At 71.8% G+C, this 21,212-nt stretch carries 14 protein-coding genes; 5 read left to right on the top strand and 9 right to left on the bottom strand.

The genetic code is table 11. The features are described 5' to 3' along the window. Positions 1 to 179: 179 nt before the first annotated feature. The 5 genes from ACFT4A_RS37435 to ACFT4A_RS37415 form a co-directional block, all read right to left on the bottom strand. On the bottom strand, positions 180 to 1,946 hold the full coding sequence (locus tag ACFT4A_RS37435) for an LCP family protein (RefSeq protein WP_382839716.1): 1,767 nt from the start codon (positions 1,944 to 1,946) through the stop codon (positions 180 to 182). A 186-nt stretch (positions 1,947 to 2,132) separates the two neighbouring features. Beyond that, a complete protein-coding gene (locus ACFT4A_RS37430; protein ID WP_382839713.1) occupies positions 2,133 to 3,755 on the bottom strand; it encodes an LCP family protein in 1,623 nt (540 codons plus the stop codon). A 73-nt stretch (positions 3,756 to 3,828) separates the two neighbouring features. Further along, on the bottom strand, positions 3,829 to 5,595 hold the full coding sequence (locus tag ACFT4A_RS37425; RefSeq protein WP_382839711.1) for an LCP family protein: 1,767 nt from the start codon (positions 5,593 to 5,595) through the stop codon (positions 3,829 to 3,831). Between the two features lie 241 nt (positions 5,596 to 5,836). Next, a complete protein-coding gene (locus ACFT4A_RS37420; protein ID WP_382839708.1) occupies positions 5,837 to 7,072 on the bottom strand; it encodes an LCP family protein in 1,236 nt (411 codons plus the stop codon). Between the two features lie 123 nt (positions 7,073 to 7,195). Beyond that, positions 7,196 to 7,951, bottom strand: a complete 756-nt coding sequence (locus ACFT4A_RS37415; RefSeq protein WP_382839705.1) for a TIGR03089 family protein — start codon at positions 7,949 to 7,951, stop codon at positions 7,196 to 7,198. A gap of 150 nt (positions 7,952 to 8,101) precedes the next feature. Here ACFT4A_RS37415 and ACFT4A_RS37410 point away from each other — a divergent pair, with 150 nt between their 5' ends. After that, on the top strand, positions 8,102 to 9,553 hold the full coding sequence (locus ACFT4A_RS37410) for a peptidoglycan recognition protein (protein WP_382839702.1): 1,452 nt from the start codon (positions 8,102 to 8,104) through the stop codon (positions 9,551 to 9,553). A 111-nt stretch (positions 9,554 to 9,664) separates the two neighbouring features. After that, on the top strand, positions 9,665 to 10,747 hold the full coding sequence (locus tag ACFT4A_RS37405) for a sugar phosphate nucleotidyltransferase (protein ID WP_382839699.1): 1,083 nt from the start codon (positions 9,665 to 9,667) through the stop codon (positions 10,745 to 10,747). A gap of 329 nt (positions 10,748 to 11,076) precedes the next feature. On the opposite strand, the gene ACFT4A_RS37400 is transcribed toward ACFT4A_RS37405, so the two are convergent. From ACFT4A_RS37400 to ACFT4A_RS37385, 4 genes are all read right to left on the bottom strand, one after another. After that, entirely contained in the window at positions 11,077 to 12,078 is a 1,002-nt protein-coding gene (locus tag ACFT4A_RS37400; protein ID WP_382839696.1) for a DNA-3-methyladenine glycosylase family protein, read from the bottom strand. 68 nt (positions 12,079 to 12,146) lie between these two features. Then, entirely contained in the window at positions 12,147 to 13,460 is a 1,314-nt protein-coding gene (locus tag ACFT4A_RS37395; protein WP_382839693.1) for a coenzyme F420-0:L-glutamate ligase, read from the bottom strand. After that, a complete protein-coding gene (cofD, locus tag ACFT4A_RS37390; RefSeq protein ID WP_382839690.1) occupies positions 13,457 to 14,416 on the bottom strand; it encodes a 2-phospho-L-lactate transferase in 960 nt (319 codons plus the stop codon). Before cofD ends, ACFT4A_RS37395 begins: the two co-directional genes overlap by 4 nt. Positions 14,417 to 14,450: 34 nt before the next feature. Further along, positions 14,451 to 14,957, bottom strand: a complete 507-nt coding sequence (locus tag ACFT4A_RS37385) for a cysteine dioxygenase (protein WP_382839688.1) — start codon at positions 14,955 to 14,957, stop codon at positions 14,451 to 14,453. 662 nt (positions 14,958 to 15,619) lie between these two features. On the opposite strand from ACFT4A_RS37385, the gene ACFT4A_RS37380 reads away from it, so the two are divergent. The 3 genes from ACFT4A_RS37380 (at position 15,620) to ACFT4A_RS37370 (ending at position 21,197) form a co-directional block, all read left to right on the top strand. Continuing rightward, the gene (locus ACFT4A_RS37380) at positions 15,620 to 15,883 is read left to right on the top strand and encodes a WhiB family transcriptional regulator (protein ID WP_003990679.1); all 264 of its coding nucleotides are present in this window, start codon (positions 15,620 to 15,622) and stop codon (positions 15,881 to 15,883) included. A gap of 161 nt (positions 15,884 to 16,044) precedes the next feature. Next, entirely contained in the window at positions 16,045 to 19,737 is a 3,693-nt protein-coding gene (locus ACFT4A_RS37375) for a glycosyltransferase (protein ID WP_382839685.1), read from the top strand. After that, complete coding sequence (locus ACFT4A_RS37370; RefSeq protein WP_382839683.1) at positions 19,734 to 21,197, top strand: DUF5719 family protein; 1,464 nt, start codon at positions 19,734 to 19,736, stop codon at positions 21,195 to 21,197. The genes ACFT4A_RS37375 and ACFT4A_RS37370 overlap by 4 nt, the downstream gene beginning before the upstream one ends. Positions 21,198 to 21,212: the final 15 nt, after the last annotated feature.

The raw sequence follows: 21,212 nt of genomic DNA, 5'->3' as shown, positions 1-21,212 counted from the left end.
GCCCGTCGTCGGCTTCTCCTCGCCCGGGTCCGGTTCGTGGCGGACGCTCTGCCGCTTACCGTCCTCCCGCACACCGCTCTGCGTCACTTCCCCGGTCCTCTCCGCCCCCCGGCGCATGCAGCAGGCCCGCCCTGCCTCCTGTTAGACGCACGACGGGCCTGTCAGTTGCCCTCAAAGGGTCAACTAGCGCACTTCACCTTGTCCGCGGTGGACTTCTCGACGTCCGCCGCCTCGGCCGGGGCGTTGAGCTTCACGCCGGCGCCCTTGAAGTCCTTGCCGAGGGTCAGGGTCATCGCGGGCAGGCCCTGGGAGTTGTCCACGCTCTCGCCGGGCTTCAGCGCGGACCCGGGCAGGCCCATGATGTCGGCGAGGCGGCGGGCCTGGTCGGCCTGGTCGGGGGCGTACTCGAGGGTCGTCCTCGCCAGCTCGGCGGGCGCGTTGCCGGCGTTGTCCGACTTGGTCACGCCCTCCTCGACCTGGAGGTACTGGAGGGTCTTCTGCGCGCTGCCGGCGTCGGCACCGCCGTTCATGATCCGCACCCGCACCTCGGACGCCGCGGACTTGGTGCCCTTGAGCCGGGCGGCCTGGGCGTCCTTCTCCTTCTTCTCCTGCTGCTTGACCTCGGTCAGCGAGACGTCGTTCTCGATCATGTCGAACACCTGCGGCGCCTTGGACTTGTCGACGATGACCGTCGCCTTCACCGTCTCCGCCGGGTTGTCCACCACCGGCACCGTGGTGAAGCTGATGTTCTTCGTCGGCACCTTCTTCAGCTCAAGGGCGACGTCCTTGAGCGTGCTGACCCTGCCGATCGCCTGGTCCACGGTCAGCGCCTTCGTCGCGGCCTCGGCCAGGTTCAGCAGCTTCGAGGGACTCGTGAGGGTGTCGCTGGAGGACATCTTGCGCATCAGCGAGCCCAGGAACTGCTGCTGCACCTTGATCCGGTCGAGGTCACCGCTGTTGCCGAAGCTCTTGCGCGTACGGACGAACGCGAGGGCCTGCTCGCCCTCGACCGTCGACTCGCCCGCCGGCAGGACGAGTTTGGACTCCTTGTCGTTGACCGGCTTCTCCACACACACGTCGACCCCCTCCACCGCCGTGGTCAGCGTCTTCACCGCGTTGAAGTCGGCCATCATGAAGTGGTCGACGGTGATGCCGGTGTTCTCCTTCACCGTGCGCATCGTGCAGCCGGGGTCGCGCTCGCCCTCCCCGAGGCTCCGGTTGAAGCGGACACCCTGGATCCCCGGCACGACCTTCTCCGAGCCGTCCTCCAGTTTCGTCGGGCAGTCGGGGATGTTCACGATCAGGTCGCGCGGGATGCTGAGCGCGGTCGCGTTGGAGCGGTCCTTCGCGACGTGCAGCAGGATCGTGGTGTCGGCGTGCCCGGAGCTGCCCTTGTCGCCGTAGCCCTCGTTGCCCTCGCCGGTGCGCTTGTCCGTACCGATGATGAGGACGCTGAAGGCCTCGTCCTTGCTGAAGTTGCTGGCACCCGCGTTGCCGACATCGGTCGTCGACACGTTGCCCTCCAGGTGCTGGAGGTAGAAGTAGCCGGCCGCACTGACCCCGACCAGCACGAACGCCATCGTGCCGCCGGTCCACAGCAGCACCTTCTTCGCCTTGTTCGGCTTCTGCTGCACCGGCCGGCGCCCACCGCGGCGCCCCGGCGGCGGCTCCTCGGGAGCACCGCGCCGCCTGCGCTGCGGCGGCACCTCGGTGCGGGACGCGCCCCCACGCGGAGCGCCCCCACCGGGAGCGGTCCCACGGGAAGCGCCCTCACGAGGCGCCGCCGAACGTGCGGGTGTCGAGCGTGCGGTGGCGGTACGAGGAGCCGTCCGCGACTGCGCTGCGGATGGATTCAGTCGCAGTTCGTATTCGCCGGTGTTCGGATTGAGTACCCACTGGTCTGCGGGGTCCATCTGATCCCCCCGCCCACGGCGTTGCGCGTCCACGGTTGTCCGATTCCTCCGTCGGGGCACGCGGCGCCTTCTCCCCCCGGAAGGCGCGCGGGTACTTGGTCATCACAGAAGCACTGGATCGCTCACACTATCCGCCCAGTTGAACGTCGGTGTGCGCTGAATGACAAATTCAACGTCCATACATTCGGGCAATCCAGCCCAATTCCAAGCTGTGAATCTCTACCAGCGGTAGGGCGCGTACACGTTCATGCACTTACCGGCGTCCGAGCCGTTGAGCGCGTCCGCGTCACCGGGCAGGTCTCCGGCCTTCGGCGCCGGCCGCTTCGGATACGCCGTCCCCGTACGCCAGTCGGCCCCCACGACCACCGTGACGCCGGACACGCCGGTGGAGCGCCGCACCGAACTCAGCGGAATATCCAGTGATGTGGCGACGCGCTGGGCGTCGCCCGCCAGCTCGGCGCTCGGATAGCGCACGACGGTGCGCTCCTCGGCCAGCGCGCCCGAGGTGTCCGCCGCGGCCTTCGTGAAGCCCTTGCCCACGAGCGACTGAGTGATGGCGCCCGCGCGTCCGCTCACCGGGCCGAGGGTGCTGGAACGTGTGGCGTTCTGCACCAGGACACCGATCTCGCCGTCCGCCGCAGCCGGATCCCGGGAGGCCTTCCCGGCCTTCTTCGTCTTCTTCGCGCCCGGCTTCCCGCCCTTGCCGTCGAAGGGCACGTCGTCGCGGATCATCTCCCACACCCGGTCGGCGTCGGTGCCGGCCGGGATCAGGTGGTTGGCGTCCTCCGGGTCCGCGGCCGTGGGCAGCGTCGTCATGGTGATGCGGTTCGTCGGCACCGTCCTCAGCTGCGCCCCCAGGTCGTACAGCTTCTTCACCGTGCCGATCTCCTCGGACACGTGCAGCGACTCGGTGGCCGCCTCGGCCAGGTCCGTCAGCCGGCCGGTGTCGGTGAAGACGTTCTGCGACTTGAGCGTGCGGATCATCGAGTTCATGTACATGTGCTGCGCCCTGGCCCGCAGCGGGTCGCTGCCCCAGGCGTGGCGGGTGCGCAGCCACTGGAGAGCCTGCTCGCCCTGGACCTTCGTCCGGCCGGCCTTCAGCTTCAGGCCGGAGCCACCGGGCACCCGGGGCAGCGGGCGGTCCCACACGTTCTGCTCCACGCACACCTCGACCCCGCCGATGGCGTCGGCCATCTTGACCACGCCGGCGAAGTCGATGGTCATCCAGTGGTCGATGTAGACCCCGGTGAGGTTCTGCCAGGTCGCCAGCGTGCAGCCCGCTCCGCCCCGGGCCAGCGAGGCGTTGATGATCGTGTTGACCGGGGGGTACGTCCGACCGGACTTCGGGTCGGTGCACTTGGGTATGTCGACCCGGGTGTCGCGCGGAATGCTCACCACGGAGGCGCTCTCGCGGTCCGCGGCCAGGTGGATGAGCATCTGCACATCGCCCCGGGGCGGAGTGCCGCGGTCCTTCCTGGATCCGCCCAGCTTCACGTTCTCGTCGGAGTTACGGCTGTCGGAGCCGATCAGCAGGATGTTCAGGGGCGTCTGCCCGGCCGCGTTCGGAGCGGCCCGCCGCGCCTTGGAGTCGCCGCTGCTGCGCTGGCCCTTCTCGATGTTGCCGTTCAGGTGCTCGTAGTAGAGGTAACCGGCGCCGGCGGTCGCGAGGACCAGCAGGGAGAGGGTCGTCGCCGACCAGCGCAGGACTCGGCGTCCGCGGCGGGCCCGACGGCCTCGCCTGCCGTCCCCGCCGCCCGGCCCGGTGGATCTGCCCGGGGCCGGCTCACGTGGGACGGCACCCGGTTTCGTCCCCTCCCCATACACACCACTGCTCCGCGCCATCTGCTTCCCCCACCCCCGTGTCACCGAAAAGGCCTGCCGTACGCCCTGTGAGACGTACGACAGGCCCTTCAGGTCACTCGGCGCACTCGACCTTGTCCGCCGTGGACTTGTCCACGTCCGCCGGCGCCTTGGTCGGGGTGGTCTGGGAAGAGCCCGCGCCCTTGAAGTCCTTGCCGAGGGTCAGGGTCATCGCGGGGACGCCCTGGGAGTTGTCCACGCTCTCGCCGGGCTTCATCGCGGACCCGGGCAGGCCCATGATGTCGGCGAGGCGTCGGGCCTGGTCGGCCTGGTCGGGGGCGTACTCGAGGGTCGTCTTCGCCAGCTCGGCGGGCGCGTTGCCGGCGTTCTCCGACTTGGTCACGCCCTCCTCGACCTGCAGCCAGCTGAGCGTCTCCTGGGCGCTGCCGGCGACGGCACCGCCGTTCATGATCCGCACCCGCACCTCGGAGGCCGCGGACTTGGTGCCCTTGAGCCGGGCGGCCACCGCGGCGGCTTCCTTCTTCTTCTTTTCCTTGACCGCGGTGAAGGAGACGTCGTTCTTGATCATGTCGAAGACCTGCGGGGCCGACGACTCGTTGAGGACGACCGTGGTCGGGACCTTCTCCGCCGGGTTGTCGATCACCGGGGTGGTGGCGAACGTCAGGTTCTTGGTGTTGAGCTTGCCCAGCTCCAGACCGAGGTCCTTCAGCTTGCCGATGCTCGACAGCTGCGAGTCGACGGTCAGCGCCTTCGTGCCCGCCTCGGCCAGGTCGAGCATCTTCGAGGGGCTGGTGAGCGTGTCGTTGTCCTTCAGCTTGCGCATCAGCGCGCTCAGGAACTGCTGCTGGAGCCCGATCCGGCTCAGGTCGCCGCCGAAGCCGACCGAGTGCCGGGTACGCACGAAGGCCAGCGCCTGCTCGCCCTCGATGGTGTGGTTGCCCTTCGACAGCTTGAGGTGCGAGTCCGGGTCGTCGATGTCCTTGCCGAGACAGACCTCGACCCCGCCGACCGCGCTGGTCAGCGTCTTGACCGCGTTGAAGTCGGCGACCATGAAGTTGTCCGGCTTGACCCCGGTCAGCTCCGTCACGGTCCGCATGGTGCAGCTGGGGGTTCGGTCGTCCTGGCCGAGGCTGGTGTTGAAGCGGGTCTTCGGCGTGCCCGGAATGACCTTCTGCGACCCGTCCGCCTGCGTGGTCGGGCAGTCCGGGATGTCGACGATCAGGTCACGGGGGATGCTCAGCGCGGTCGCGTTGGAGCGGTCCTTGGAGACATGCAGCAGGATCGTGGTGTCGGCGTGCCCGACACTGCCCGCGTCGCCGTACTTCTCGTTGCCCGCGCCGGTGCGCTTGTCGGTGCCGATCAGCAGGATGTTGATGGCCTTGTCCTTCTCGAAGCCACCGGTGCTCGCGCCGTCGTCGGAGACCGACGCGATGTTGCTGTTCAGGTGCTCGATGTAGAAGTACGCGGCGCCCGCCCCGGCGACCAGCACGAACGCCATCACGCCGCCGGTCCACAGCAGGATCTTCTTGCTCTTCGCGGCCTTCTTGGAGGGCCGGCGACCGCGCCGCCCCGGCAGCGGTTCCTCCGGGGCCGGGGCCCCGCGGCGCCTGCGCGGCGGCGGCACCGCACGGCCGGGCGTCTCGGGCCCGGCGCGGCCCGGCGCCGCGGAACGGCCGAGCGGCTGCGTGGAGCCGAGCGCCGACGGGTCCGTATCGGAGGCCGGTGGTTTGCGGGGCCCGGGGACACCCGACTGCGGTGCGGAAGGGGGCAGTCGCATTTCGTATTCGCCGGTGTTCGGGTTGAGCACCCACTGGTCTGCGGGATCGATGTCGTCCGCCCGCCCACGGCCTTGCGCGTCCACGGTTGTCTGATTCCTCCGTCGGGGCACGCGGCGCCTACCCCTCCAAGGCGCTCGGTCTCGGTCACACAGTGCGCGATATCTCAGGACCGTCCTCAGAGCCGGGCGCACCGGGATCGCTCACACTAACCGCCCAGTTCAGCGCTGGACGACGACGGTGACGAAGTCCACGTTCCTACACCTGGGCAATTCGCCCATTTCCTGGTGAAGAGCGCGTTACCTTGAGGCGGCCTTGGTGTCCGCTTTACTCGCAGGTGTCCTCGGCTGCCGTGTTTCCACGGAACGTGGGTGGAGGAGAAACGGTGACGACGGATTTCGTGAACGGACCCCGATACGGATCCCCGTGCGACCCGTCACGCGATTCGGTGGGCCTCAACGGGGCAGAACCGTGCGGAACGTTCCCCGCGACGACCACCGGCGAGTCCATACGCAGCCGCTCGAACAGCTTCTCCGCCTCGGGCTCCACGAGTTGGTCGCGATTGGCGTCGTGCGCATACGACTCCCGGGGGACGGTCAGAAATTGCACTTGTTCCATGGGGATGTCGCGCAGGCCGCGCACGAGTTCGTACAAACCGCGCAGGCTGGCAAGATCCGGGTCCGTTGTGAGAGAGGACGTGGCGGCGTCCAGCACGGGATACAGCTTCACCGGATTCAGCAGGACGTCATTGCTGCGCACCTTGTTGACGAGTGCGCCGAGGAATCGTTGCTGCCGCTCCATCCGCTCGGTGTCACTGCCGTCGCCGAGTGACTTGCGGGCACGGACGTAGCCGAGGGCCTGCTCGCCGTCGAGCGTGACGCGTCCCGCGGGCAGTCTCAGCTTGGCGGCCGGGTCGTCGACCGGCTTCCGCAGGCACACCTCGACACCGTCGACCGCGTCGACCATCTCCTTGAAGCCGTGGAAGTCGACGACGACGTGGTGATCGACGCGTACGTCGGTGAGCTTCTCGACGGTCCGGATGGTGCAGGCCGAACCGCCCAGGGCGAAGGCCTGGTTGAACATGGCGAACCGCGGCGTGCTGCGGGACCCGTCCGGGCGCCGGCAGCCCGGCAGCTCCACCATCAGGTCCCGGGGCAGGGAGACGGCGGTGGCGCTGCTCCGGCCCGCGGACAGGTGCAGCAGGATCGTGGTGTCCGACCGCTCGGTCCCGGAGTCCCGGCCGTAGCGGGCGTTGTCGTCACCCTCGCGCGAGTCCGAGCCGATCAGCAGGATGTTCCGGGCGTCCCTGACCAGCGAGGTGGGCCGCTCCTTCTCGTACCGCGCGAGCTCGGCGGCCGCCGCCTCGTCGGGCGTGATGTTCCCGCTGAGCTTCGCGTACACGGCCCATCCGGCCCCGGCGGCCGCCACGACGAGCCCGGCGATCCCGAACGCCGTGAACCGCACCCACCGCCGCCGACGCCGCCGCGCCAGCCCCCGCCCACTGGCCGAGGCCCCCGCACCCGGCCCGAGCGTCGGCAAGGACCCACCACCGGTGTCGGCCACGACAGGGACCACCCCTCACGACGTACGAACGTGCGCGCGCACTGCTCCTACGACTGTGGCGTGGATGGGGGGTGGGGGAGGGGTGGGGATGGGCCGAACGGGGGTTGCTGAGCTGAAAACGGCCTACCGGGCAAGCGCCGTAACCCGCTCACTCTCCACCCGCTTGTCCAGCACCCCGTCCCCCGCCAACTCCAGATTCCGGCACAACACCACGGAACCCCCCGTGGCCAACGCCCCGTACAACCCCGCGTTCAACCCCTCCCACGTGTCGTACGGCAACCCCGACAGAATCCGCGACCCCGGCCCGGTCAGCCCCAGCTCCGTCGCCCCCGCCCGAGCCCGCTCCACCACCTCGGCCCCGGTGAACTCCCGCCCCGCCACGATCAGCGCGGGTTCCTCGGGATCCACCGGCGCGTACGGCACGAACCGGTCCCCCTGCCCCGGCACCTCCACCGCGTAGTCGACGAACCCCTCGGGCACCTGCGGGAACCGCCCACCGAGCGGCCGCAGCGCCATCGCGATCCGCGCCCCGGAACACGCCCGGGCCGCCTCCAGCCCGTCCGGCCCGCTCACCACGACATCGGCGGCCCGGGCGTCCCCGGACACGTCCGCGACCACACCGACCGACGCGCACGCGAGCAGCCACACCGCCGTCTGCCAGTGCGCGGGCAGCAGCAGCGCGACCCGGTCCCCGGGCTCGACGGACAGCTCGTCCTGGAGCAGGTTCGCGGTCTTGGCCACCCAATTGGCGAAGGTGGCCACGGACAGTTCGACACGTTCGCCCGTGGCGTCGTCGTAGAAGGTCACCAGGGGGCGTCCCGGATCCGCGGCGAGCGCGGAACCCAGCAGGTCGGCGGGGGTGCGATCGGTGGCGTTCACCCGCGCAAGGGTACGCGGCACGCCGGCCTCCACCCAACGGCCCGGCCACCGCCGCGCCCCGCGTCCACCACCGGTTCGGCCGAATCCCCGCCGACAGTCCGTCAACTCCCAAATGGACAGACTTATACGACTATGTCCAAGATCAGGGGCATGCGTGGATTCCTTGCTTCCTCGATCGGTGTCACCTGTGCGGCCGCTCTGGCCCTTCCCCTCACTCCGCCCGCCCTCGCGGCGGCGAGACCGGTGCCGACCACCGAGGTCGCCACGGCCGCGAGACCCGCGCCCCACGCGGGGACGCCGGACACGACCCTGACCGACCGGCGCGCGGCCGAACCGTCCGCCGCCGGCAGCACCCAGTCCCTCCCCCTCGAACCCCTCACCCGCAACCGGGCCACCCCCTCCGCCGCCGCCTCGGCCACCGCCGAACAGGGCCTGTCCCGCCGTGCCGTACGCCGCTTCTCCCTCGTCGGCGTCATCTGGGACGACCCCCAAGCCGAACTGCACGGCCGCGTCCATGTCCGCACCCGTGCCGCCGGCACCGGCACCTGGTCGGGCTGGCAGGTCGTGGAGACGCACAACGCCGACCACGCGGCCGACCTCGACACCCCCGAGAGCACCTCGGGCCGCGTCCGCGGCGCCACGGCACCGCTGTGGGTGGGCGACTCCGACGGCGTGGAACTCCGGGTCCGTTCGGAACTCCAGGGCACCGGCGGCCGCAGCGTCGCGGTCGCCGCGCCCTCGCTCCCCTCCGGCCTCCGTCTGGAACTCGTCGACCCCGGCGAGGGCGACGAGGCACTCCCCGGCGGCCCCGTGGACAGCCCCCGCACCGGTGGCCTGAACACCGAGGCCTCCGCCGCCACCGACGCCTCCGCCGCCAACGCGGACCTCGCCCCCCTCGGCGCCACCGAGATCACGGCACTGAGCCGCGCGGCGACCGAACGCGAGTTCTACACCCTCCGGGCCGGCGCTCCGGCGGACCGGCAGCGGGCGAAGCCGTACATCGGCCCCCGCCCGCGGATCGTCACGCGGCGCGGCTGGGGCGCGAACGAGGGGCTGCGGGAGCGGAAATTCGTCTACACGAAGAAGGTCAAGGCCGCCTTCGTGCACCACACCGCCAGCGGCAACAAGTACAACTGCTCGCAGTCCCCGTCACTCATCCGCAGTATCTACCGCTACCACGTCAAGAGCATGGGCTGGCGGGACGTCGGCTACAACTTCCTCATCGACAAGTGCGGAAAGATCTACGAGGGCCGCGCGGGTGGCGTGGCGAGGCCGGTCCTCGGCGCGCACACCCTTGGTTTCAACAGCAACAGCATGGGCATCGCCGTCCTCGGATCGTACGGATCCAAGAAACCGTCGTCCGCCGCCGTCAAGGCCATCGCCCGCGTCACGGCGTGGAAGCTGGGCCTGTACCGGATGAATCCGCGGGGAAAGACGTACCTGAAGTCGGCTGGCAGCAATCTCCACCGCAAAGGTAAGAAGGTACGACTGAACGTGATCTCCGGTCACCGGGACGGCTTCAAGACGGCCTGCCCGGGACGGAAGCTCTACGGCAAGCTCGGCTCGGCCCGCTCCGCGGCGGCCCGCTACCAGGGCCGCTGAGAACGAGGGGCGGAATGCCGCACGGCCAGCGAAGGCGCCACGGAACGATCTGCATACACTGACCGGCCGAAAGACAGTTCGGCCGGTCCCGGCAGGAAGCAGAGACGACACGTGACTGAAGCGATCCTCCTGGTCGGTGGCAAGGGCACCCGGCTGCGCCCGCTCACGGTGCACACGCCCAAGCCCATGGTCCCGGCGGCCGGGGTGCCCTTCCTCACGCACCAGCTGGCGAGAGCGAGAGCGGCGGGCGTCGAGCACATCGTCCTGGCCACGTCCTATCTGGCCGAGGTCTTCGAGCCGTACTTCGGCGACGGGTCCGCGCTGGGCCTGCACCTGGAGTACGTGACGGAGGAGGAGCCCCTCGGCACGGGCGGCGCCATCCGCAACGTCGCCTCCCGGCTGAACTCCGGCCCCGACGACCCGGTCCTGATCTTCAACGGCGACATCCTGACGGGCCTGGACATCCGGGCCCTGGTGGACACCCACGAGTCGACGGGCGCGGACGTCTCCCTGCACCTCACGAAGGTCACGGACCCGCGTGCCTACGGTCTGGTCCCCACGGACGACACCGGCAGGGTCCTGGCGTTCCTGGAGAAGCCGCAGACCCCCGAGGAGATCGTCACCGACCAGATCAACGCGGGGGCGTACGTCTTCCGCCGCTCGGTCATCGACACGATCCCGCTGGGCCGGCCGGTGTCGGTGGAACGCGAGACCTTCCCCGACCTCCTCTCCGCCGGAGCCCACCTCCAGGGCATGGTCGACTCGACGTACTGGCTCGACCTCGGCACACCGGCCGCGTTCGTCCGGGGCTCGGCGGACCTGGTCCTCGGCCGGGCCCCGTCGCCCGCCGTCCCAGGCCGCTGCGGCGATCAGCTCGTGCTCCCGACGGCGACGGTCGCGGCCGACGCCAAGCTGTCGGGCGGCACGGTGGTGGGCGAGGGCGCCTTCGTCGCCGAGGGCGCGCGGGTCTTCGGCAGCACGATCATGCCCGGCGCCGTCATCGAACCCGGCGCGGTCGTCACCGACTCCCTCATAGGCGCCCGGGCCCGAGTCGGCCGACGCACCGTCCTCACCGGCACGGTCATAGGCGACGGCGCGACCATCGGCCCCGACAACGAACTCCTGGAGGGCACCCGCATCTGGTGCGACGCCCAAATCCCCCCGGGAGCGGTCCGCTTCTCATCGGACCAGTAGGACTTGCGCGGCAATCTGCACTACACGCCGCCCCGCCCCGCCGATCTGCGGCCCCGCCGTAGCCGCCCCGGCTGCGGACAGCCGCTTCCCGCCGATCTGCGGCCCGTCGGCTCCCACCGGCTCCTGCGGATCTGCGGCCGTCGGCCTGTGGCCTGTCGGCTCCCGCCGAGCTGCGGGCAACCGCCCGGGCCGCCCCAGCCGCTTAGCTGCGGGCCATCGTGCCGCTAAGGGCGGCGCCCGTCCCACAGAGAGCGGCACCCCGCTCCGCCGGGCTGCGCACCCACCCGCCCCCAGCACCGACGCAGGGCACCACACAACGGGCGGAAACGTCACAACCCCCCGATATCCCACCGAGGCATCTTCGGCGCCCGACGCCCCGGCACCCTCCCACTCAGCAACACCAACCGAGCCGCCCGATGCCGCTGCCCCGCATACGGCTCCAACAACGACAACATCACGGAGTCATCCGCATCCCGATCCCCACCCAAAGCCCACCCCACGATCCGAGGCAGATGCAGATCCCCCACCGTCACCTCATCCGCCGCCCCATGACTCCGCTGCACCGTCTCCGCCGAAGTCCACGGCCCCACCCCCGACACCAACTCCAACCGCGCCCGAGCCGCCCCCGGCTCCATCCCGGCCGCCTCCTCCAACCGCCCGGCCACCCGCACCGCACGCAGAATCGTCGACGCCCGCTTGTCGTCGACCCCGGCCCGATGCCACTCCCACGACGGAATCACCGCCCACGTCCGAGGCCCCGGCATCACATGCATCGGCCCCGGCACGGGCCCCGGCGCCGGCTCCCCGAACTTCCGTACCAGCAACCGCCACGCCCGATACGCCTCATCGGTCGTGACCTTCTGTTCGAGAATCGACGGAATCAGCGACTCCAGCACCAGCCCCGTCCGTGTCAGCCGCAGCCCCGGCCGCCGATGCCGGGCCACCGCCACCAGCCGGTGCCGCGGCACGAACACGGACGGATCATCGGCGGCCCCGAGCAGCTCGGGCAACCGCTCCAGCAGCCACTCGGCCCCGGGCCCCCAGGCCTCCCCGCGCACCCCGCCACCGGACGCGCGCACCCGCAGCGTCCCGGCCCCGGCGGGAGTGAGAGCGGTCTGCCACACCGACCCGTCCGGCGTCGTCCGGAACGTCGGATCACCCGGCCCGCGCCGCAGCGGCCCGAGCACCAGCCCGAGATCCAGCGGCCCGTCCGGCACCCAGTCGCGCACCCGCCCGGTGTCCGCCCGCACCGCTCGACGTGGAACGGGCACGACGACCTCGCCACCGCGCACGGTCGTACGCGTGGGCCGGGGAGTGAACCGTCCTGCCATGAATGAGTCCCTGGAATCGGAAGGCGAGAGGAGCGGGCCCTACGAGCGTAGACGCCACCCCGCCCCGCTCACCGCACCTCGATGAACGCCCCCGCGTCCCGCTCCGGCCGCGGCCGAGGCTCCTCCGCCGGATGCCCGACCGCCACCGCGCCCATGGGATCCCAGTCCGCCGGCAGCCCCAGCACCTCGCGCACCACGTCCCGGCAGAACATCGTCGACGACACCCACGCCGACCCCAGCCGCTCCCCGGCCAGCGCGACCAGGAAGTTCTGCACGCCGGCGCCCGTGGCGACCACGAACATCTCCCGCTCGGCCCCGTCCCGCCGCGGATCGCCGTACGTGTGCGAGCCGTCCATGACCAGACAGGGCACGACCAGATACGGCGCGTTCCGCAGGACGTCCCCGCGCCGCACCCGCTTGGCGATGGACTCCTCCGTCTTGCCGTCCCGCCGCAGATCGACGATCCAGGCGTCCCGCATCGCGTCGAGCAGCCGCGTCCGCGACTCCTCCGACTCCAGCAGCACGAACCGCCACGGTGTGGTGTGGTGCGGCGCCGGAGCCGTCACGGCGGCGGCCACGGCCCGCCGTACGGCACCGGGGTCGACGGGCTCGTCCGTGAAGGCCCGGACCGTACGCCGCTGGGTCACCGCCAGCCGTACCGCCTCCGAGGTACCGAGCCGGAACATGTCGTCGCGCGCGCCGCGCACCATGGCCCGCGCCCCCTCGCCGTCGTCGTCCCCGGCGACCAGGTCCGGGAGCCCGCGCACGACGGCCACGGGCAGCCCGGCGGCCTTGCCCTTGACCAGGTCGCCCGCGGCGGCGAGTTCGTCGGCCGTGGCGACGACGGTGGCGCTGAGCGGATTGCCGTACGCGTCGGTGCCCCCGCGCAGATCGTCGAGTACGCGCACTCCGGCGGCGCCGATCGCGACATCCGTGAGCCCCGCGCGCCAGGGCCGCCCGAACGTGTCGGTGACGACGACACCGACCTCGACGCCGAGGGCGTCGCGCAGCCCGTCACGGATCGCGCGGGCGGACGCGTCCGGGTCCTCGGGCAGCAACAGCACGGTCCCGGAGGGGGTGTTGGACGCGTCGACCCCGGCCGCGGCCATGACCAGGCCCTGCCGGTTCTCGACGATCCGGAGGGCGCCGCGCCGGGCCACCACCCGTACCGTCTCCGCGTCGATCGCCTGCTCCCGGTCGGCGGCCCGGACGATCCGGCCCTCCGCCTTGGACACGATCTTCGAGGTGACGAGCAGCACGTCCCCGTCGGCCAGACCGGGCTCGGCGGCCGCGATCAGCTTGGCCAGGTCGTCCCCGGCCGCGACCTCCGGCAGCCCGGCCACGGCCCAGACCCGGTACCCCTCGGCACCCTCGCCGCTCATGCGCCCCGCACCTCCTCCGCCAGCGCCAGCGCCTCGCGGGCCATGCGCGCGGTCGCGTCGGTGTCGGTCATCATCAGCGGCACCGCCCGGCAGCGCACCCCGGCCGCCTCGACCTGCTCCACCACGCCCGCGTCCACCGTGTCCACGAGCCAGCCGTCCAGCAGGCCCGAGCCGTAGTGCTCGGCCACCGCAGCCGCGGTCGACTCGACGCCCACGGCGGCCAGCACCTTGTCGGCCATGCCCCGCACGGGAGCGTCACCGACGATGGGGGACAGGCCGATCACCGGCACTCCGGCGTCGGCGATGGCCTCCCGGATGCCGGGCACGGCGAGGATCGTGCCGATCGACACGACCGGGTTGGACGGCGGGAAGAGGATCACGTCCGCCTCGGCGATGGCCTCCAGGACACCCGGGGCGGGCTTCGCCTGGTCGGCGCCCACCGGCACGATCGCCTCGGCGGGCACCGAGGCGCGCAGCCGCACCCAGTACTCCTGGAAGTGGATCGCCTTGCGCTCGCCGTCGACCTCGACCGCCACATGGGTCTCGACGCGGTCGTCGGACATCGGGATCAGCCGCACGCCCGGCTTCCAGCGCTCGCACAGCGCCTCCGTCACCGCGCTCAGCGGGAACCCGGCGCCGATCATCTGCGTGCGCACGATGTGCGTGGCGAAGTCCCGGTCGCCCAGACCGAACCATTCGGGCCCGACGCCGTACGCCGCGAGCTCCTCCTTGAGATGGAAGGTCTCGTCGGCACGCCCCCAGCCCTGCTCCTCGTTGATGCCGCCGCCGAGCGTGTACATCACCGTGTCGAGGTCCGGGCAGACCTTCAGCCCGAAGAGGTGGATGTCGTCCCCGGTGTTGCCGATGACCGTGATGTCCGCGTCCGGGACGGCCCGCTTCAGACCACGCAGGAACCGGGCACCACCGATGCCGCCTGCCAGAACCACAATGCGCATGGGAGCCAGTCTTGCAGGCCCCTAGGACAGTGGGTCAGGTAGTCAGGGCTTCCGGTACGCTCCGGCCCTCGCAGTGCGGGGCGGTGTGCATCGGCATCGCCGTCAGCCCCGGGTAGTAGACGTGCAGACTCACCGCCGACTCGAGTGCGTCATTCACCACCTCGTGTACATACCCCGGCGCGAACACACGCTGCGCGCCCGCCCGCAACGCGCGCGTGCCCCGCTCCGTGCGCTCCGTCAGCGTGCCGTCCAGCACGGTCAGCACACCGGAGGAGCGGCCGTGGTCGTGCAGCCCGCTGCCCTGCCCGGGCACCCAGGACAGCAGCCACACCTCGTAGCCCGGGCCGGTGCGCAGCCGGTGGTACCAGCGGCTGGCCGCGTCGTAGCGGACGAGGTGCTCCCACTGGGAGCGGTCGTCGGCGATGGAGCGGGCGAGTCCGACGAACTCGGCGACGGTGGCCGGGTGTTCGCGCTCCAGCTGGAGCAGGTGCGGGACTTCGAGGATGTCGCCGGCGATCTGGAGGTCGCTGTCGCTGTTCATGGGGTGCGGTGGTTCCTCAGTGAAAGTGGGTCAGAGGGAACGGGAGCCGGGGGACTGGTGGCCCGGCCTTCAGCTGGAGCGGGTGTGGCTCAACAGCTGGAACAGCAACAGCTACAGCGAGCGCGGGCAGCACCGTGGGACCCGGCGGTGCGGGTCGAGGTGAGTGCCGAGTTCGCGAGCATGCCCACTAGGACACCGGGTCACACCTCCACTGTCAACTCGGCACCCGGTATGTGGGACGAGGTTCACCTCATCCGGTCGTTCGCTCAGATGAAAGGTTTGTTCATCTCCTGGTCGGGACACATGGCGTCCATCCGGGCACACAAACCTCGTTGCGTACTCGTGATCAGACTGTGATCAGATTCGCTTTGACGTGCGTACCGGAACGAGATCGAACTCCTGGGCGTCCTCCCCCGTACAGGTCCGTACGGGGCCCGGGTGACGGCGGGGCCTCTCGCGGGCTCCGTCTGCGTGTCAAGGTTTATGCCGATTTGAACACTTTCCGCATGGCCTTGGTTCCGCAGAGTGAATAAGGGGCTCAATAGCAGATCTCGGCTTGACTCGCCCGGAGCAGCACACTTGTAATTTCACTCGTGTCGTTCAGCCGCAATCGGTAACGGCTACATCACGGGGACGCGGAAAAGAACAGACGAGGGGCGCACATGACCGAGCTGGTGCAGCAACTGCTGGTCGACGACGCGGACGAGGAACTCGGCTGGCAGGAGCGCGCGCTGTGCGCCCAGACCGACCCCGAGTCCTTCTTCCCCGAGAAGGGCGGCTCGACCCGGGAGGCCAAGAAGGTCTGCCTCTCCTGCGAGGTCCGCTCCGAATGCCTCGAGTACGCCCTCGCCAACGACGAGCGCTTCGGCATCTGGGGCGGCCTGTCCGAGCGGGAGCGCCGCCGGCTGAAGAAGGCCGCGGTCTGACCGGACCCGGGTTCGTGAACGGCCCGTCGCCAGTGGGTTATCCACAGGCGGCGGGCCGCGTTGCTGCCAGCCGATAGTGTGGGCGCTCGTCCGAGACGCCCCGCGGCCCCCGCCGGTCGCAGGCGTCCACCGCAGTCCACCGAACCGGGGCCCGTACCTCGATGTCCGTGCACAGCCACCCGGCAGCTCATCACGACGCCGCTGCCACAGCCGTGTTTGACCCGGCCCACCCGCCCGAGTTCCCGCGTCATGTGGTGACCGCGGTCCTCGTCTCCCACGACGGCGCCCGCTGGCTGCCCGACGCGCTCGCCGGGCTGCTCGGCCAGGAGCGACCCGTCCAGTTCGCGATGGGCGCCGACACCGGCAGCGCGGACGCCTCCGCCCAGCTGGTCACCGACGCGCTCGGCGCCGACCGGGTGCTGCACCTCGCCCGCCGTACCGGCTTCGGCCAGGCCGTCGAGGAGTGCGACCGCAGCGCCCCGGTCCTCACCCCGGAGCAGCTGCCGTACCTGAAGCGGCCCAGCGGCTGGGACCCGGTCACGCGCTCGTGGCGCGACGACGCCTACGACCTGCCCGAGCTCCCGCACGGCGAGCCGGTGCAGTGGCTGTGGCTGCTGCACGACGACTGCGCCCCGGAACCCGACGCACTGGCCCAGCTGCTGCGCGTCGTGGACAACGAGTACGAGCTGGGCCGCGAGGACGTGGCCGTCGTGGGCCCCAAGCTCCGCGGCTGGTACGACCGGCGGCAGCTCCTGGAGGTCGGCGTCTCCATCGCCAACTCCGGCCGCCGCTGGACCGGCCTGGACCGCCGGGAGCAGGACCAGGGCCAGCACGACCACGTCCGGACCGTGCTGTCGGTGTCCACCGCCGGCATGCTCGTCCGCCGCGACGTCTTCGAACAGCTCGGCGGCTTCGACCGGCACCTGCCCCTGATGCGCGACGACCTCGACCTGTGCTGGCGCGCGCACGCCGCGGGCCACCGCGTGCTGATCGCCCCGGAAGCCGTCGTCCGGCACGCCGAGGCGGCCTCCCGGGAGCGCCGCGCCGTCGACTGCGTGGGCCGCACCTCCGCCTCCCCGCACAAGGTCGACAAGGCCGGCGCCGTCTACAGCCTGCTCGTCAACACCCGCACGGCCGTGCTCCCCTGGGTGCTGCTGCGCGTCGTGTTCGGCACCCTGCTGCGGACCGTCGCCTACCTCGTCGGCAAGGTCCCCGGACAGGCCGTCGACGAGATCCGCGGCCTCATGGGCACCCTGCTGCGGCCCGAGCGGATCCTCGCCGGGCGGCGCCGCAGAGGCACCCCCCAGGTCGACAAGGGCGAGCTGCGCCCGCTGTTCCCGCCGCCCGGCGCGACCGTCCGCATGACCGTCGAGCAGGTCGCGGGCAATCTCGTCGGCAGCTCCGACCCCGAGGCCGCCGCCGGTGCCGGACGGCACGGCGGTGCCGTCGAGTCGGGCCCCGGCGGCGACGACGCGGACTTCCTGCAGGTCGAGCAGTTCGCCCGGCTCAAGCGCATCGCGCGCAAGCCCGGCCCGGTGCTCTTCCTCGTCCTGCTGCTCGTCTCCCTGCTCGCCTGCCGTGAACTCCTCGGCGGCGGCGCGCTCGCGGGCGGATCCCTGCTGCCCGCCCCGGCCGACTCCTCCGCGCTGTGGGCGCGCTACCTGGACGCCTGGCATCCGGTCGGCGCCGGCGGCACCTCCTCCGCGCCGCCGTACGTCGCGCTCGTGGCGATGCTGGCGTCCCTGCTGTTCGGCTCGACCGGCCTCGCCGTCACCGTCCTGCTCGTCTGCTCGGTGCCGCTGGCCGGTGTCGCCGCCTACTTCGCCTCCCGCCCGCTGGTCGAGTCCCGGCTGCTGCGCGCGTGGGCGGCCGTCGTCTACGCCTTCCTGCCCGCCGCCACCGGCGCCCTCGCCGGCGGCCGCCTCGGCACCGCCGTCCTGGCCGTGCTGCTGCCGCTCATCGCGCGCGCGGGCATCGCGGCCAGTGGCCTGGCGAACCCGAGCGGCGCGCGGGGCAGTTGGCGCGCCACCTGGGCGTACGCCCTGCTGCTGACCATCACCACCGCGTTCACCCCGGTCGTGTGGCCCGTCGCGCTGATCCTCGGGGTGGGGCTGCTGGCCGTACGCCGGACGGAGATCACGGCGTACGGGCCGCGGTTCCTCGCTCAGCTCGGCACGCCCCTGCTGGTCCTCGCGCCCTGGTCGCTGTCGCTGCTCCCGTTCGGCTTCTTCCGGCAGGCCGGCCTGGAGTACGGAGCCGGCTCCGCCTCCGCCCTCGACCTGCTCGGCGCTAGCCCGGGCGGCCCCGGCACCGTCAGCGGCCTGATGCTCATCGGCATCGTGCTGGCCGCGCTCGCCGCCCTGCTGCGCGCGGAACGCCAGTCGGGCATCCGGACGGCCTGGGCGGTCGCCCTGGTGGGCTTCGTCTTCGCGGCCCTGTCCAACGGCTCCACCTGGGCCGGCCCCGCGACCCTCGTCTACGGCATCGCCCTCCTGGCGGCCGCCGCGCTCGGCGCCGACGGGGCACGCGCGCGCGTGGCCGAGCAGAGCTTCGGCTGGCGCCAGCCCGTCGCGGTGCTGATCGCCTTCGCCTCGGCCGCGGGCCCGCTGCTCGTCGCCGCCGGCTGGATGATCCGCGGCGCCGACGGTCCCCTGGAGCGGCGCGACCCGACCCAGGTCCCCGCGTTCGTCGCCGAGGAGAGCGGCAGCCGCGACCAGGCCCGCACCCTCGTCCTCGACAGCGACTCCGGCGCCCACGTCGGCTACATGCTCGTGCGCGGCTCCGGCGCCCGCCTCGGCGACGGCGAGGTCGCCGCGGCCGACGGCGAGAACGGCAGGCTCGACAAGGTCGTCGCCAACCTCGTCGCCGGCTCCGGCGCCGACCAGGCCGACCAGCTCGGCGGCTTCGCCGTGCGCTACGTCCTCGTCCACCAGGGCGCGCCCCGCGAGGTCACCCGCGTCCTGGACGCCACACCCGGCCTGACCCGGCTCAGCCAGCAGAGCGGCGGCGCGCTGTGGCGCATCGACCGGGAGGTCGCGCGCGCCGCCATCGTCCCCGCCTCCGGATCCGGCACCCCGCAGCCCGTCGCCGCCGGGCCTGTCGACATCCACACCAGGATCCCGACCGGCGCCGACGGGCGCGTGCTGCGCCTCGCCGACACCGCCGCCGAGGGCTGGACCGCCACGCTGGACGGCAAGCCGCTGACCCGCACCACGGTCGACGGCTGGGCCCAGGGCTTCGAACTCCCCGCCACCGGCGGCACGCTGGACGTCACCTACGACGACCCGATCGGCCACACCGTGTGGCTGTGGACGCAGGGCCTGCTCGCCGTCGTCCTCGTGGTGCTCGCCCTGCCCGGCCGGCGCCGCGACGTCGACGACGACATGCCCGAGGAGCCGGTCGTCCCGGCCCAGGCCGTCGCCGGTGAGGGCCGCCGCGCCCGCCGCCTGCGTGCCCAGGCCGAGGCCGAGCCCCCGACCGAAGGAACCCCCGGCCCCGGGGAGTTCCCGCCCCCGCCGCCCGAGCAGCCACCGGCGGCGGTGCCGCAGCAGCAGAACTACGGTCAGTGGGACGGGGCGGGCTACCCGGGCGGCGAGTACGCGGGCTACGGCGACCAGTACCAGGGCGCCGCGTACCCGGCGGACGCGTACGGCGGGCCGTACCAGGCGGATCCGTACCAGGGCGGCCAGTACGACCCGTACGCGTACGGCGGCTCGCCCCAGGCACCGCCCTACGACCAGGCGGGCTACGACCAGACCTACCCCCAGGGCTACAACCCGCCGTACGACCCGGCGCAGGAGCAGCACCACCCCCACGGCACGGGCAGTGAGCGTCCCGACGGGAGCCAGCAGTGAACCGCACCACCCTGTCCCTCATCGCCGGTGTGACCGCGCTCGCCGCCGTCACCGGATTCGCCGCGCTGTCCGCCCCGGACACCCCGGGCGCGGACGCCTCCGCCAAGGCGGCCGCCCAACTGCCCGTGGAGCGCACGAGCCTGCTGTGCCCGGCACCCAGCACGTCCGACCTCGCCGAGACGTCCTACACGTCCTTCACGCCCGTCACGAAGGGCACGGACAGCGGCGGCAAGGCCGAACTCCGGGCTTCGGCCAAGGGCAAGTCCGAGAAGCCCGCGCTCACTCCCAAGGAGCCCGGCAAGCCGGTCACCGGGGACAGTTCGGGTTCCGACGCGCCCGCGCTGGTCGGGACCGCCGACGGCAGGTTCGCGCCCGGCTGGACCGTCCAGGAGACCACGGAGGTCGCCGCGGGGACCGGGCGCGGCCTTCAGGGCGTCAACTGCACGGCTCCGGACACGAGTTTCTGGTTCCCGGGCGTCAGCACGGAGGCGGACCGCACCGACTACGTCCACCTGACGAACCCCGACGACTCGGCCGCCGTGGTCGACATCGAGCTCTACGGCAAGGACGGCACCCTGCAGTCCCCGGTGGGGGAGGGCATCACCGTCCAGCCGCACTCCAGCGAGCCGGTGCTGCTGTCCACGCTCACGGACGAGGAGCAGACCAACCTCACCGTGCACGTCAACGTCCGCAGCGGACGCGTCGGCGCCTCCGTGCAGGCCCTGGACGACAAGCTCGGCGGCGACTGGCTGGCCGCGTCCACGGACCCGTCGGGCAGCCTGGTCCTGCCCGGCATCCCCAAGGACGCCACCTCCGTGCGCCTGGTCGCCTTCACCCCCGGCGACGAGGACGCGGACCTGAAGGTGCGCCTGGCCTCCCCCTCCGGGCTGATCACCCCGGCCGGGCACGAGACGGTGCACGTCAAGGGCGGCATGACGACCGCCGTCGACCTCGGCGACGTCACACGCGGCGAGGCGGGCTCCCTGGTGCTGACGCCGACGGACCGGTCCGTGCCGGTCGTGGCGGCCCTGCGGGTCGTAAGGGGCAAGGGCGACAAGCAGGAGACGGCGTTCATCCCGGCCACCCGCCCGGTCGGCACGCGCGCGACGTCCGCGGACAACAGCGCCAAGGGCAGCACCCTGTCCCTGACCGCCCCCGGCCGCGCCGCCACGGTCAAGGTCACCGCCTCGGCGGGCAGCGAGGGCGGCACCCCGGCATCGAAGACGTACACGATCAAGGCCGGCACCACCCAGGACATCGAGCCCCCGGCCCCCGGCGGCCTCAAGGGCACCTACGCCCTCACGGTCGAGCCGGTCTCCGGCGGCCCGGTCTACGGCGCCCGCACCCTGACGGCGAACGAGAACGGCGTCCCCGCCTTCACGGTCCAGACACTCCCCGACGACCGGGGCACGGTGGCGGTACCGGAGGCGGACGAGGACCTGTCGGTGCTGCAGAAGTAGCAGAAGCAGCAGGAG

Source organism: Streptomyces sp. NPDC057099, assembly GCF_042671245.1.
Taxonomy (GTDB): Bacteria; Actinomycetota; Actinomycetes; order Streptomycetales; family Streptomycetaceae; genus Streptomyces; species Streptomyces purpurascens.
The sequence above is the reverse complement of the archived record's forward strand: the minus strand, read 5'-3'. Positions and strand labels throughout refer to the sequence as shown.